The 12738-nt window shown below is 61.3% G+C and carries 16 protein-coding genes; 10 read left to right on the top strand and 6 right to left on the bottom strand.

All coding sequences use genetic code 11. The annotated features are described in order from the left end of the window. Positions 1 to 576, top strand: a 576-nt coding sequence (locus WBF74_RS11135; RefSeq protein ID WP_424439601.1) for an FAD-binding oxidoreductase, incomplete at its 5' end; no start/stop codon positions are given. A gap of 2 nt (positions 577 to 578) precedes the next feature. Here the strand turns inward: WBF74_RS11135 and WBF74_RS11130 are convergent. Continuing rightward, positions 579 to 1919, bottom strand: coding sequence for a hemolysin family protein (locus WBF74_RS11130; RefSeq protein WP_424439598.1), 1341 nt, complete (start codon positions 1917 to 1919; stop codon positions 579 to 581). A gap of 129 nt (positions 1920 to 2048) precedes the next feature. On the opposite strand from WBF74_RS11130, the gene WBF74_RS11125 reads away from it, so the two are divergent. Further along, positions 2049 to 2495 carry a GNAT family acetyltransferase gene (locus tag WBF74_RS11125; protein WP_424439595.1) on the top strand — a complete coding sequence of 149 codons (447 nt, stop codon included), beginning with the start codon at positions 2049 to 2051 and terminating at the stop codon, positions 2493 to 2495. A gap of 15 nt (positions 2496 to 2510) precedes the next feature. Here the strand turns inward: WBF74_RS11125 and WBF74_RS11120 are convergent, their stop codons facing one another. After that, the gene (locus WBF74_RS11120) at positions 2511 to 3260 is read right to left on the bottom strand and encodes an SOS response-associated peptidase (protein WP_424439592.1); all 750 of its coding nucleotides are present in this window, start codon (positions 3258 to 3260) and stop codon (positions 2511 to 2513) included. A gap of 86 nt (positions 3261 to 3346) precedes the next feature. Here WBF74_RS11120 and WBF74_RS11115 point away from each other — a divergent pair, with 86 nt between their 5' ends. The 5 genes from WBF74_RS11115 (at position 3347) to WBF74_RS11095 (ending at position 6857) form a co-directional block, all read left to right on the top strand. Continuing rightward, positions 3347 to 3826, top strand: a complete 480-nt coding sequence (locus WBF74_RS11115) for a Fur family transcriptional regulator (protein ID WP_424439589.1) — start codon at positions 3347 to 3349, stop codon at positions 3824 to 3826. Positions 3827 to 3987: 161 nt separating this feature from the next. After that, on the top strand, positions 3988 to 4269 hold the full coding sequence (locus WBF74_RS11110; RefSeq protein ID WP_424439586.1) for a hypothetical protein: 282 nt from the start codon (positions 3988 to 3990) through the stop codon (positions 4267 to 4269). A gap of 83 nt (positions 4270 to 4352) precedes the next feature. Continuing rightward, positions 4353 to 5135 (top strand): SDR family NAD(P)-dependent oxidoreductase, encoded by a 783-nt coding sequence (locus tag WBF74_RS11105; protein WP_424439583.1) that lies wholly within the window; start codon positions 4353 to 4355, stop codon positions 5133 to 5135. Between the two features lie 15 nt (positions 5136 to 5150). Then, entirely contained in the window at positions 5151 to 5666 is a 516-nt protein-coding gene (locus WBF74_RS11100; RefSeq protein ID WP_424439580.1) for a MarR family winged helix-turn-helix transcriptional regulator, read from the top strand. A 30-nt stretch (positions 5667 to 5696) separates the two neighbouring features. Continuing rightward, positions 5697 to 6857, top strand: coding sequence for an L-lactate dehydrogenase (locus WBF74_RS11095; protein WP_424439577.1), 1161 nt, complete (start codon positions 5697 to 5699; stop codon positions 6855 to 6857). Positions 6858 to 6911: 54 nt separating this feature from the next. Here the strand turns inward: WBF74_RS11095 and WBF74_RS11090 are convergent, their stop codons facing one another. The 3 genes from WBF74_RS11090 to WBF74_RS11080 all read right to left on the bottom strand — a co-directional run bounded on the left by WBF74_RS11090 (position 6912) and on the right by WBF74_RS11080 (position 9352). Continuing rightward, entirely contained in the window at positions 6912 to 7400 is a 489-nt protein-coding gene (locus tag WBF74_RS11090; protein ID WP_424439574.1) for a hypothetical protein, read from the bottom strand. Positions 7401 to 7531: 131 nt separating this feature from the next. Beyond that, positions 7532 to 8683, bottom strand: a complete 1152-nt coding sequence (locus WBF74_RS11085) for a PQQ-dependent sugar dehydrogenase (RefSeq protein ID WP_424439571.1) — start codon at positions 8681 to 8683, stop codon at positions 7532 to 7534. Positions 8684 to 8686: 3 nt separating this feature from the next. Then, positions 8687 to 9352, bottom strand: coding sequence for a DUF6655 family protein (locus tag WBF74_RS11080; RefSeq protein ID WP_424439568.1), 666 nt, complete (start codon positions 9350 to 9352; stop codon positions 8687 to 8689). A 178-nt stretch (positions 9353 to 9530) separates the two neighbouring features. On the opposite strand from WBF74_RS11080, the gene WBF74_RS11075 reads away from it, so the two are divergent. The 3 genes from WBF74_RS11075 to WBF74_RS11065 all read left to right on the top strand — a co-directional run bounded on the left by WBF74_RS11075 (position 9531) and on the right by WBF74_RS11065 (position 11424). Next, entirely contained in the window at positions 9531 to 10496 is a 966-nt protein-coding gene (locus tag WBF74_RS11075; RefSeq protein WP_424439565.1) for an NAD(P)H-dependent flavin oxidoreductase, read from the top strand. Positions 10497 to 10591: 95 nt separating this feature from the next. Then, on the top strand, positions 10592 to 10987 hold the full coding sequence (locus WBF74_RS11070; RefSeq protein WP_424439563.1) for a TIGR02301 family protein: 396 nt from the start codon (positions 10592 to 10594) through the stop codon (positions 10985 to 10987). Between the two features lie 140 nt (positions 10988 to 11127). Then, positions 11128 to 11424 (top strand): hypothetical protein, encoded by a 297-nt coding sequence (locus tag WBF74_RS11065; RefSeq protein WP_424439560.1) that lies wholly within the window; start codon positions 11128 to 11130, stop codon positions 11422 to 11424. An 84-nt stretch (positions 11425 to 11508) separates the two neighbouring features. Here the strand turns inward: WBF74_RS11065 and WBF74_RS11060 are convergent. Further along, positions 11509 to 12738: acetolactate synthase large subunit (locus tag WBF74_RS11060; RefSeq protein WP_424439557.1), on the bottom strand; the 1230-nt coding region annotated here is incomplete at its 5' end.

Here is a 12738-nt window from a genome sequence, read left to right as displayed (position 1 = left end):
CCCTGGTATGTGCTGATCGAAATGACGGCGGGGACGAAAGCCGCGCGGCTCACGGAAGTGATGGAAGCCTCGCTTTCAGAGGGCTTTGAGCAAAATCTCGTCAGCGACGCCGTCATCGCCCAGTCGGAAGCGCAGCGGGCGGATTTCTGGCGCCTGCGGGAGAGCTTGTCAGATGTGCAGCGCGCGGAAGGCGGTAGCATCAAGCATGATGTTTCCGTGCCCCTATCACGCATCGCGGATTTCATCGAAGCGGCGACGGAGGCTGTGTCTGCGCGCCTGCCGGGAATCCGCCCCGTTCCCTTCGGTCATATCGGCGACGGCAATGTTCATTTCAATTTGAGCCAGCCTGAAGATATGGACAAGCAAGCCTTTCTCGACCTCTGGGACGAGATGAATGCCATCGTGCATGGCATTGTGCGCGAGATGGGCGGCTCCATCAGCGCGGAGCATGGCGTCGGCCAATTGAAGCGCGACGAAATTGCCGCGACCAAATCCCCCGTGGAAATGGAAATGATGCGCACCCTGAAAAAGGCAATCGACCCGAAGGGGATTCTCAACCCGGGCAAGGTGGTGTGAAGTCAGCCGGCGTTCCGCGAGAGCGCATTGCCGATGGGCAGGTTCTGCGCCGGCACAATGAGCACCTTGTCGATGCGGGGACCATCCATATCGACGATCTCGAAGCGGTATCCGTTCCAGGCGAAATAATCGCCCTCAGTTGGCAAACGCCCGAACCAGTTGAACATCACGCCCGCCAGCGTGTTCACCTCCGGGCTTTCATCACCGGGCAACTTTTGCAGCTTGAGCAGGCGGCGCACCTCTTCCACCGATACCACGCCGTCAATGATGAACGAGCCGTCGTCACGAATGGCGACCGCATTGTTGTTATTCACCGCGTGGTTGGAAATATCTCCGATCAGCGCGAAGAAGATTTCCGTCATGGTGATGGTGCCGACCACATCGCCATACTCATCAATGACGAGCCCCATGAACATGTTTTCCGACTGGAGAATGCTCAACGCCCTCAAGACGCTCGCCGTGCGCGGAATGTAGAGCGGCGGTGACATGCGCGACAGCAGTTCATCATTCGACTTCGGATGCAGAAACAGATCTTCGAGCCGGACCATGCCGATGAACGGTCCGTTTGAACCGCGCCGCACCGGATAGCGCATCTTTCGGTGCTGACGGATGAGCGAAAGATTGTGTTCTACAGGCTCTGCCACATCGAGCCAGACAAGCTGCACGCGCGGCGTCATGATTTCGGCAACGCTCATATCGCCGAGATGGAAGACGCGGTTCACGATATCGCGCTCGACATGCTCGATGGCACCCGCTGCTGCGCCTTCTTCGATCAGGTGCCGGATTTCGTCTTCCGTTACCTGCGGCACGCCGCGCCCGGTGATACCGTAAAGCTTGAGCACGGCATCGGTGGACCAGGCGAGAAAGGTGACAGCCGGCGCAAGCAGCCGCGCAATGCGGTTCATGGGCCGCGCAACGAAGGAGGCGATGGCCTCGGGATTTGAGAGCGCCACCCGCTTCGGCACAAGTTCACCGATGATGAGCGAGAGATAGGTGATGATGACGACGACGAGGCCGAAGGCGATGGGCTCCGCACGCGGACCGATCAAGGGCCAGTCCGCGATCATCTCGCTCAGGGGACCGGCAAGCGTTGCCCCGCCGAATGCACCCGCAAAGACGCCGACAAGCGTGATGCCGATCTGCACGACCGACAGGAAGCGGCCCGGCTCCGCCTGAAGCTGGAGAGCGGTTTCAGCGCTTGCAGTCGGCGCACCGGCCTTTCGGCGCCTCGCGGCGAGCGCCTGAAGGCGCTGGCGACGCGACGACACGATGGCCATTTCCGACATCGAGAAAAACCCGTTCAGCAGGATCAGAACGAGCAGAATGATGATGTTCGAAAGCATGGCGTCCCCGGGGGCTGGGGGATGAGTATAGAGGCATTCTGCGGCCGTGGCGACGGGCCGGGCGGAACGGGTAAAAGTCGTGCTAGTCTCTGCCGCTTTCCCGCCCTTCGGAGAAGGCACATACTGAATATGGACATCGAATCAATCCGCATACGGGCCGCAGAAGATGCCGATCAGGCGGCTGTCGTGGCGCTCTGGGAGGCGTGCGGCCTTACACGCCCCCATAATGACCCGGCGACCGACCTGCACTTTGCGCGGCGGGGTGCCACTTCGGATGTGCTGGTGGCAGACCGGGACGGCCGTATCGTTGCGGCCGCGATGGTCGGCCATGACGGGCATCGGGGTGCTGTGTATTACGTCGCCGTCGATCCGGCGCTTCGCGGGCTCGGGCGGCTCATCATGCAGGCCGCAGAAGACTGGCTTCTCGCGCGCGGCGTCTGGAAGCTCAATCTGATGGTGCGCAGGGACAATGAGGCGGTGAAAGGCTTCTACACCATGCTCGGCTATGGCGAGGACGAGGTGAGCGTTCTGTCAAAACGGCTTCAGCCGATGCCGCATGTGATCGTGAGAGCGTGAGAAGACCGGCAGGCTTCAGAATAAACCCATCTGGCGCTCATCTGCCTCGCGCCTCTTCGGCCGGGACGCTTGTGCGGGTTCTGGTTCCGCCCAAGCTCGCTCCTGAAGCGAGGGATCATCATTTGCGACACGGTTGATCCGTGTGCTGATCGGGATGGCCTCCAGCAGATCATTCCCTGCCGGGCGCAGCAGCGCCAGCAATTCCTTTTCCGTCGCCGCCGGATCAAGCCAGAGCGCCCAGTCCTTTTCATCCAGAATGACCGGCATACGGTGATGAATGGGCTTCAGCGTCTCATTGGCCTCGGTGGTCACGATGGCGCAGCTGTCGAGTTCGTTGCCCTGGGCATCCATCCACTGATCCCAGATCGCCGCCATGGCAAAGGGCGCCCTGTCCTTGTGGCGGATGAACCAGGGCTGCTTCACCCGAGCGCCTTTTGCCTGCCATTCATAAAAACCCGTTACCGGCATGAGCGCACGTCGGTGGCGGAATGCGCCCCGGAAAGACGGTTTCCCGGCAATGGTTTCGGCGCGGGCATTGATGAGGATCGATTGCGGCATCTCCTTTGCCCAGGAAGGCACGAGGCCCCAGCGCACCAGCAAAAAATGGCGCGCGCCCTTCTCCTCCCCGTCCAGTGGACCGGTGACGATGGGCACGGGCTGGGATGGTGCGATATTGTAGCGGGGCGGGAAATCCGGCGTTTCGGCGAAACCGAAAAGCTCGCGCATCGCCTTGGGCGGAAGGGTGATTGCGTATCGTCCACACATGGGAGCGACAATAAGCCGAGTCGCGCCCGGGGGCGACAGGCGGCAATGTTATGTTGTACCATCGCCCGCGGACGAAAGGAGACGTCATGGCGGCGCAAGACGCGGCTCACGCTCATCATACGCATAATCACCGGGCCTGCATTGAGGATGCGCTGGCGACGGCGCGCGAGCTATGCGCGGAGCGCGGGGTGCAGCTCACGCCGCTGCGCGAAAAAGTGCTGCAGATCGTGTGGAAGAGCCACAAGCCTGTGGGTGCCTATGACGTGCTGGACGAACTGGCGCGCAGCCACAAATCAGCGCGCCCGCCAACGGTTTACCGTGCGCTCGATTTTCTGATGGCCGAAGGGCTCATTCACAAGATCGAATCGCTCAACGCCTATCTCGGCTGCGTGGAGGCAGGTGCGCCCCATTCCGGCCAGTTCCTGATCTGCCGGAAATGCGGCACGACAGAGGAAATCGTCGATCCGAAGCTCGAAACGGCCCTCGACCACGCCTCCCGCAAGGCCCGCTTCAAGGCCGAGCGGCAGGTGGTGGAAATCTCGGGGCTTTGTGCGCGTTGCGGCTGAGGGTCGCCCGGCAATTGAATGGCCAGCGCGATGCTTTAAGATCGCGCGGTTCCCGTAGCCCGAAGCGGAGCGTGCTTCCCATGCTTTTACGGCCCCTTCTTATTTCCGCGGTGCTGGCTGCGGCGACTGCGGCGACTGCTGCCCCTGCGTTTTCACAAGAGATGACCAGGCCCGGTCGCTTTGAAACCGGCTCGCGAGCTGGCCCCTTTGTTGCGACGGAGAAATCGCTCTCGGCGCTCACGGAGGATGGATATGAAATCCGCGGCAATCTCGGCACGGCGCTGATCCTGCAGAAAGCAGCCTCCGTTTATTCCTGCCAGATTCCGCCGGACCCGGATTCGCTTGGTTTCAAGCCCTATTTCGTCTGCGCAGAATTGCAGGAACTGCCGCGCGACGCGACGGCAGAGACGGAAACCGGGCCTGCATCGCAAACGAAGAATTGACGATGAGCGGCGCGGCGCCAATGCTGCGCGCCTGACATTTTCCAATCAACAAACCGAAAAACACAATCGGGGAGAAGAACGAGATGAGCTACAAGCCTTTCGACCTTTCAGGAAAAGTGGTGCTCGTGACGGGCGGCAACGGCGGCATCGGCCTCGGCATGGCAGACGCCGTGGCGCAGGCGGGCGCAGATGTCGCGATCTGGGGCACCAACGAAGAAAAGAACCAGCGCGCCGCCGAACAGCTCAGCGCCTATGGCGTGAAAGTCTATACGCGCAAGGTGAATGTGGCCGAAGAAGCGCAGGTGGTGGACGGTATCGGCGCGACGGTGAAGGAACTCGGCCGCATCGACGCCGTTTTCGCCAATGCGGGTGTCGGCTTCGGTGCGCCTTCCTTCGTCGATATGTCCACCGAGGTCTATCGCAAGACGCTTGCCGTCAATCTTGATGGCGTGTTCTGGACGCTGCGCGAAACATCTCGTCACATGGTCGAGCGCGCGAAGAAGGGTGATGCCGGTGGCTCACTCGTGGGCGTTGCAAGCCTTGCGGCCATTGAAGGCGCGGCGCGCAATCAGGCCTATGCAGCGACAAAGGGCGGTGTCATTTCCATGATGAAGGGCATTGCGGTGGAATATGCGCGCTATGGCATGCGCGCCAACGCCATTCTGCCGGGCTGGATCGCAACCGACATGACCTCGCAAGCGCAGGCCGCACCCGCTTTCGCAGAAAAGGTGATCCCGCGCGTGCCTGCCCGTCGCTGGGGTCAGCCGGCTGATTTCGGCGGTGTTGCCGTCTATCTCACGTCGGATGCGTCGTCCTATCATTCGGGCGACACTTTCATCATCGATGGCGGCTACGCGATCTTCTAAGGCCGCAGAGGACGAATGACGGACAAGCGGAACGGCACAGGGCCGAATGGCCAGGACAGCGATGCTGCCCATATCGACAGGCGCCTCATTCTCATGGCGCGCACTGTCGTCGTGCTGTTCCGCGAGTTCGAGAAGATCGCCCGCGAACTCGACATCACCATTCCGCAATATCGCTTCCTTCTGTTTCTGAAGCGCGGGCCCAAGCGGGCGGGTGAACTGGCGGTCGAAGCTGCAATCCGCAAGCCGACGGCCTCCGGCCTCATCGCCGATATGGAGCGGCGTGGCCTCATTGCGCGCGCGCCGGACAAGGAAGATGGCCGCAGCGTGAAACTCAGCCTCACGCCGAAGGGGCTGAAAAAGCACCGGGAATTTGAAGAGGCGCTGGCGCGCTATCTGCCGTCCCTGCTTGATCAGGGAGATCAGGAGCGAATGCTGGAGGCGTTTTCCGAACTCGCCTACATCATCGACAGCCAGCGGGGGAATGCCGAAGAGGCGATGGAGGAACTCGCGGAGGATACGGCGCGAGGATAGTGATCGCGCTGTGGCGCAGGGGGGAAAGTCATGAGTCTCGATCTCAATCCGGTATCAGTGTCCGACTATCGCGAGGTCGCGCGCAGGCGATTGCCGACACAGCTTTTCGATTATCTTGATGGCGGTTCCTATGCGGAGCGCACGCTTCACGACAATGTGGAAGCCTTCGCGCGGCTGAAACTTCGTCAGCGCGTGCTGCGGGATGTCTCAGTGATCGACACACGCGCCGAGGTTCTGGGCGAAAGCTGGACAATTCCTGCGGGTCTCGCGCCGGTTGGTTTTGCAGGCATGTATGCAAAGCGGGGCGAGGTGCAGGCGGCAAGGGCCGCAAACAAATTCGGCGTGCCCTATACGCTTTCGACTGTCGGCATTTGCTCAATCGAGGAAATTGCCAGGGCAACGGGTAAACCTTTCTGGTTCCAGCTTTATGTCATCAAGGATCGCGGCTATGCGGCCGAGCTGATGAAGCGCGCGCATCAGGCGGGCTGCTCTGCGCTCGTTTTCACGGTGGATCTTGCTGTGCTCGGTGCGCGCTATCGCGATATTCGCAATGGCATGAACACGCAAATGTCTGTGCTGAAGCGGCTGAAAGTCGCGGCGGATTTCGCGCGGCGTGTTCATTGGATAAAGAACGTTGCACTTGGCGGCCGGCCGCTTGATTTCGGCAATCTGCGTGAGGCGGTACCCAATGCGCGCGGCTTTGGCGCGTTCGGCGCGTGGGTCGCACAGAACCTCGACCCGTCTATGAAATGGGAAGACCTCGAATGGGTGCGCGAGAAATGGCCGGGCAAGATCATCATCAAGGGTGTGATGGACGCCGATGACGCGCGGCTCGCCATGAACGCCATATCACCGGACGGCATTGTTGTGTCGAACCATGGCGGGCGGCAACTCGACTCCACCCCTGCAACCATCGACGCCCTTCCCGCGATCCGCGACGAAGTGGGCGACCGCACAACACTCCTTCTTGATGGCGGTATTCGCAGCGGCCTCGACATTGTGAAGGCGCTCGCCCGCGGTGCCGATGCCTGCCTGATGGGCCGCCCCTGGGTTTATGCGCTTGCCGCGCGCGGCGAAGCCGGCATCTCCGACATGCTGCGAACCATGCAGCAAGAGATGCATGTCGCCATGGCGCTCACCGGCTTCACGAAAGCAGCCGAGATCGACAAGAGCGCGATTGCAGATGCATAAAAAAGCGGCGAGGCCGAAGCCTCGCCACCTGACATATCCCTACAGGGATCAGTTTCAGTAGTTGTCCACCGGGTCCATGGTGCCGTCATTGCCCATGCCGTCGCCAGCGGGGGCGTTCATCGTGTCCGGAGCGGCGGGGTTGTCGAGATTGTCCGACTCCGGCTGGACGGAATGCGCTTCGATGGACTTCGCGGTCAGCCAGCCATCCGAGACAAGGCCGCTCACGCGGACGCGCTCGCCTTCAGCCACGTTGGCGGTGGTGACGCCATTTTCTTCATCAAGCGACACGTCGATGCTGCCTTCGGCATGCTCCAGCGTGAAGCCGCCATCTTCCACATCGCGGGCCGTACCGGTGAGTTCAACAAGCTCACCATCTTCGGCCTCGGCGATATTCGAGTCGAGCGAGCCCTGCGCTTCATAAGCCTGCGGCTCGGTCTGGATCTGCTGATCCTGCGGGTTCTGCATTTCATTCTGTGCGGCCAGCGGCGCGAGGCCGAGCGAAAGAGCTGCAACAGCTGTGGCAACAAACAAACCGTTCTTCATGTCATTCTCCAATCGTTTACTGCCCCGGCCCATCAAGCACAAACTTGCTTCTGTGCCTTTCAACGGGGCGGCAGCCGATACGTTCCAATTTTTTGGAGATGAGATGATGCGGTGCTGTGACGCGAAACTTTCTATTCGGCCTTCACAATGCGCAGGAGCTTGCCGTTTTCGTCATCTGTCAGGAGATAAAGCGCACCGTCCGGCCCCTGCCGCACATCGCGGATGCGTGCGCCGAGATCTTCAAGAAGCGTTTCTTCTGCCGTCACTTTCTGGCCATCAAGTGTGAGACGGCGCAGGCTCGGACGTGCGAGGCCGCCGACAAAAAGCGAGCCCTGCCATTCCGGTATTGCATCGCTCGCATAGAACGCCATGCCCGACACACCGATGGAGGGCGTCCAGTGATGGATCGGTTCTTCCATGCCGGGGGCAGTACTTTTTCCCTCGTCAATCGGCGCGCCGCTATATTCGGTGCCATAGGAAACAATCGGCCAGCCATAATTCTTTCCGGCTTCCGGGATGTTTATTTCATCGCCACCGCGCGGCCCATGCTCATTGGTCCAGAGCTTTCCCGTCTCGGGGTGAAGCGCCGCGCCCTGCTGATTGCGATGGCCGTAAGACCAGATTTCTGGCAGCGCATCTTCAGCACCCACAAAGGGATTGTCTTCCGGTACCGTGCCATCCGGCCAGATGCGGACGACCTTGCCGAGATGAGAGTCGAGTTTCTGCGATTCCTCGCGCATGCCGACGCGCGACCGCTCGCCAAGCGCGACAAAGAGATGGCCTTCATTGTCGAAAACAAGCCGCGAGCCGAAATGCAGCGTGCTGTCCTTCTTTGGCGTCTGGCGGAAGATCACTTCCACATTGCGCAGTTGCGGCGACATGCTTTCGGTGAGATGGCCGCGCGCCACCGCCGTGCCATTCGTGCCGCCCTCCCCCTTTTCGGCATAGGTAAGATAGACGAGCCGGTTTTCTTCGAAGTCCGGGTCAAGTGCCACATCAAGAAGCCCGCCCTGATTGCGCGCATCGACTTCCGGCACACCCGCTATGGGCTTCTTCACCTCGCCCTTCGACGTGACAATGCGAAGTCGCCCCGGTCGCTCGGTAACGAGGAAGTTTCCGTCCGGCAGAAAGGCAAGCGCCCAGGGATGTTCAAGACCAGACGCCACTGTCTCCACGGAGATTTTCACCTTCTCCGTTTCCACTTCCTGCGAGGCCGCAAGAGCGGGAGATGCAAGGCTGGCTGCAAGCGCGGGTGCTGCAAGGAGCCGGAACATGCTGGTCATTACCTATCTCCGTCTTTCGGGGCCGGCGCTTATGGCCTCGCCCTGATGGGCCGCCTTCGGGGCTCTCAATATTTCCATCTTTTCATCCGGCATGACGTCATCCGTCGTCCATGACAGGAAGAAAAGCGCATTCCATTGCGTCTGCTGCGAGAAGCCGAAGTCAGAGGCAGAGCTTGTGATGAGCTTGCCTGTCTCTGCGTCATAGCCGGTGGCCGCAAACTTGGCGACGCCCTGACGCCGCTCGCGCTTGAAGAGCGCGATTTCCGGGAAGGCGAAGCTGCCAGCGAGCGGCACCGGCACTTCCATCTGCGGAATGCCGACCACAAGCGCATTCTCGTCAATGGAGAGGGCGCCGGAGCGGATTTCCACCACCATCTCCGCCGCATCACGCGAATTGACGAGGCGCGCACCGCGACGCAACAGCCGGTCGCGGATCGCGCCTATCGCATATTTGCTGTCGGTGCCGTCGAAATAGCTCGTGTCGATGAAGACAGGCGTGTCTTGCGGGATGGCGATGGAAAGGTTTTGAGCGGCCCGGTCTGCGGCGGTGGAGATCATCAATTGCTCCGAAGCCGTGCGCGATGGCGCGGAACGGCGTTCGCTGGTGCAGGCGGAAAGGAGAAAGGCCGCCGCCAGCAGGACGGGAAACAGGAGACAGGAACGCGACATCAGACAACCTGGACGGGGTGGAAAACCCCGTGAAACTCGCTGCCTGAGGGGACGAAAATAAGGCGAGCGTGGAAATGAGGCTGCTTGACAGGGGCACCAGCGAAAAGGTTTAGTTAGGCAACCGAACTAATTAGGCGGGAGCGGCAAAGGGCCGATAGTCCCGCGCAGGAGCATAGTCATGGCCATTCACACACCGCTTTGCGATCTTCTCGGCATCAAATATCCGATCATGCTGGCTGGCATGGGCGGCGTTTCCTATGCGGAACTCGTGGCCGCCGTCTCCAATGCGGGCGGCTTCGGCACGCTCGGCATGGCCGGTCTTCAGCCGGAAGAAATTCGCGTGCAGATGAAGAAGGTCAAAGATCTCACCGACAAGCCTTTCGGCGTGGACCTGCTCGCCGCCGTGCCGGAATCGCTTGAGAAGACCGCCGACATCATGATCGAGGAAGGCGCGACTGCCTTCATCTCGGGCCTGGGTGTTCCGACCAACATTCTCGACAAGCTCCATGCGGCCGGCCTCAAGGTCATGAATGTCTGCGGCACGGTGAAACATGCTGTCGCAGGCGAAAAGGCCGGTCTTGATGGCGTGATCGCGCAGGGCACGGAAGGCGGCGGCCACACCGGCAAGGTGGCAGGCATGGCGCTCATTCCGCAGGTAGTGGATGCGGTGAAGACGATCCCGGTCATCGCGGCAGGCTCCATCATTGATGGTCGCGGCCTTGCTGCTGCCCTTGCCTTCGGGGCGCAAGGTGTGTGGATGGGCACGCGCTTCATCGCCGCAAAGGAATCCCATGCGGGTGATCTCTACCGACAGGTGATCGTCGAGGCGAAGGACACAGATACCATCGTCACGCGCTGCTATTCCGGCAAGACGATGCGCGTCTTCAACAACCCCTATGTGCAGGATTGGGAGAGCCGTCCGCAGGACATCCAGCCCTTCCCGCAGCAGGCCATCATCTCGCATCAGAACAACGTGATGGGCGGCATTGGCGGCCAGATCGAAGGGCTTGAGCGCGACCGCTCCTGCTTCGCCATGGGTCAGGGCGCAGGCGGCATTCACGAAGTGCTGTCGGCAAAAGACATTGTCGAAAAGACGATGGAAGAAGCCGAGCAGGTTCTGGAGCGGCTGAAGCAGTACGCCTGATCCCCGCCCTCCCCGGCCCGTTTCCTGCACCACTGGCGGCAAGAGCCAACTCCAGTCAGGCACAGGAGGGCCTTCGGGGCGGAATGGGACAGGGTTTGTCCAGATTTGGGACGGAAAAAGCGCGCCACCATGCCGCCGCGGCACTGGTGGCGTTTGCGCTTGCCATGCTGCCTGCCCCCGCCGCCCATGCGAGCTTTCCGGCCAAGGCGGCCCAGCTCGCTGAGATCCTTGGCGCGGTTCACCATCTGCGGGCGCTTTGCGACACGAATGAGGGACAGCTCTGGCGCAACAAGATGATCGAAATGATTGACCGGCTGAAGCCGGACGAGGCTGGCCGGCAGCGGCTCGTGAAACATTTCAACGATGCCTATTACCGCTATCGTAATACCTATCCTGCCTGCACGGTGACGGCGGCCCGGCAGGCAGACAGGCTGATGCAGGACGGGCAGCGCCTGTCCGAGGAACTGGCCGCTCAGGGATATGGCCGCTAAAAGCCCCCATTCTGACGCCCATTAACCTCTCTTTCACGAAAAGGGAGACATTCCCCGCCATTGTGCTAAAAGGAGGAACTGGTTTCCGCTGCCGCGGATCTTTGTAGAACCGCCTCCGGGCGCGAGGAGAAGAGGACCCTATGGCCGAAGACTATCCGAGAGACGCCGACTTCGGTTCGCTCGACGATGAGGGCCACGAGACTTCTCCGCTTTCCGAAGATGAACAGCGGCGCATGGCGCTTCAGAACATTCTGGATGCCTGGGATGACTCGCTCGGCGAAGGCGTGGACGCTGACATCCTCGCGACCACGGCAATCTTCGCGGCCCTTTCCGACATGGTGGAAGCCTATGGCGAGGAAGCCGTGGCCGAGATGGCGAATGGCCTCGCCGACCGTGTGCGGCAGGGCGAGTTCACGCTGAACCGCACTCTGAACTGAGCGCCGCCACACCTTTCCGACAGACGACCTGTTCCTGCTTCCGGTGGCCCCCGGCTTTCGCCGGGGTGACCGTTCTGCTGCGCGTCAGATCATCACTTCGATGAGACGCGGGCCCTTTTCCTTCATGGATGTGGAGAAGACTTCCACGAATTCTTCGATCGTCTCGACACGAACGGACTCCATGCCCATGCCGTGACCGAGCGATGCCCAGTTGAGTTCCGGGTTGTGCAGGTCGAGCATGGAGAGCGCCTTGGGGCCGGGATTTTCCGCGCCCACGCGCATCAGCTCGATATTCAGGATCGCATAGGAGCGATTGGCGAAGATGACGTTGGTCACGTCCAGCTTCTCGCGCACCTGCGTCCAGAGCGCCTGAAGCGTGTACATCGCGCCACCATCGCCGTGAAGACACACCGTCTTGCGGTCAGGGCAGGCAACGGCAGCGCCTGTTGCAAGCGGCAGGCCCTGACCGATGGAGCCGCCCGTGAGCGAGAGATGGTCATGCGGCGCGGCATTCACCGTGGCGATCATGGAACCAATGCCGGATGTTGCCGCCTCATCCGAGATGATGGCGTTTTCGGGCAGATACTGAGCGACGACCTGACCGATAGTGAACTGATCAAGCGCGGCGCCCGCCTTGGGTGCCTCGGGCTTCTGGAGCGTCGCCACATTGGCGGGTTCCTTCGGTGCCGCAATGGCTTCCGCCACGGCTTCAAGCGCCGAGACGCCATCTTCATGGCCATGGGCGAGATAAAGAATGTCGGCGCTTTCCGGCGTGCACCAGCTCGGCTTGCCCGGATAGGCAAAGAAGGAGACGGGCGGCTTTGCGCCCACAAGGATGAGCTGTTCGATATCCTTCAGCGTATCGACGATCTGCTCGGCGAAATAAGGGATGCGCTCGATGATGACACGGCCGGCGCCACGCTGGATGCGAGGCGCGAATGTGTCACACATGATACGCGCGCCGCTCTTTGCGGCAATGCGGCCTGCGGCGGCAAGGCCACGTTCCTTGAGCCCTGCCCCGCGAATAAGGATCGCGGTGCGCTTTCCGTTCTTGAGTGCCTTTGCCACGCGGTCCACCGCCTCGGAAGAAACCGGCGACGGCCCGATGCGCGGCAGGGCGGGTGCGGCCTGCTCTGCTTCGAGCCAGGCTGTGTCTGCGGGCAGGATCAGCGTGGCAATCTGGCCGGGCGCCTGCATGGCAGCCTGCACCGCGCGCGCGCCATCCGCGGCAACGGTCTTTGGCGAGGTTGACGTGTGAAGCCAGCCGGAAACGGGCCGCGCAAAGCCCGCGAGGTCTGATGCAAGCGGCGCATC

Origin of the sequence: Parvibaculum sp. (assembly GCF_049672805.1) — a bacterium.
Lineage (GTDB): Bacteria > Pseudomonadota > Alphaproteobacteria > Parvibaculales > Parvibaculaceae > Parvibaculum.
The sequence above is the reverse complement of the archived record's forward strand: the minus strand, read 5'-3'. Positions and strand labels throughout refer to the sequence as shown.

Coding starts and splice junctions, on each gene's coding strand:
- WBF74_RS11130 (WP_424439598.1), bottom strand. CDS start 1,919: ATGCTTTCGAACATCATCATTCTGCTCGTTCTGATCCTGCTGAACGGG.
- WBF74_RS11125 (WP_424439595.1), top strand. CDS start 2,049: ATGGACATCGAATCAATCCGCATACGGGCCGCAGAAGATGCCGATCAG.
- WBF74_RS11120 (WP_424439592.1), bottom strand. CDS start 3,260: ATGTGTGGACGATACGCAATCACCCTTCCGCCCAAGGCGATGCGCGAG.
- WBF74_RS11115 (WP_424439589.1), top strand. CDS start 3,347: ATGGCGGCGCAAGACGCGGCTCACGCTCATCATACGCATAATCACCGG.
- WBF74_RS11110 (WP_424439586.1), top strand. CDS start 3,988: ATGACCAGGCCCGGTCGCTTTGAAACCGGCTCGCGAGCTGGCCCCTTT.
- WBF74_RS11105 (WP_424439583.1), top strand. CDS start 4,353: ATGAGCTACAAGCCTTTCGACCTTTCAGGAAAAGTGGTGCTCGTGACG.
- WBF74_RS11100 (WP_424439580.1), top strand. CDS start 5,151: ATGACGGACAAGCGGAACGGCACAGGGCCGAATGGCCAGGACAGCGAT.
- WBF74_RS11095 (WP_424439577.1), top strand. CDS start 5,697: ATGAGTCTCGATCTCAATCCGGTATCAGTGTCCGACTATCGCGAGGTC.
- WBF74_RS11090 (WP_424439574.1), bottom strand. CDS start 7,400: ATGAAGAACGGTTTGTTTGTTGCCACAGCTGTTGCAGCTCTTTCGCTC.
- WBF74_RS11085 (WP_424439571.1), bottom strand. CDS start 8,683: ATGACCAGCATGTTCCGGCTCCTTGCAGCACCCGCGCTTGCAGCCAGC.
- WBF74_RS11080 (WP_424439568.1), bottom strand. CDS start 9,352: ATGTCGCGTTCCTGTCTCCTGTTTCCCGTCCTGCTGGCGGCGGCCTTT.
- WBF74_RS11075 (WP_424439565.1), top strand. CDS start 9,531: ATGGCCATTCACACACCGCTTTGCGATCTTCTCGGCATCAAATATCCG.
- WBF74_RS11065 (WP_424439560.1), top strand. CDS start 11,128: ATGGCCGAAGACTATCCGAGAGACGCCGACTTCGGTTCGCTCGACGAT.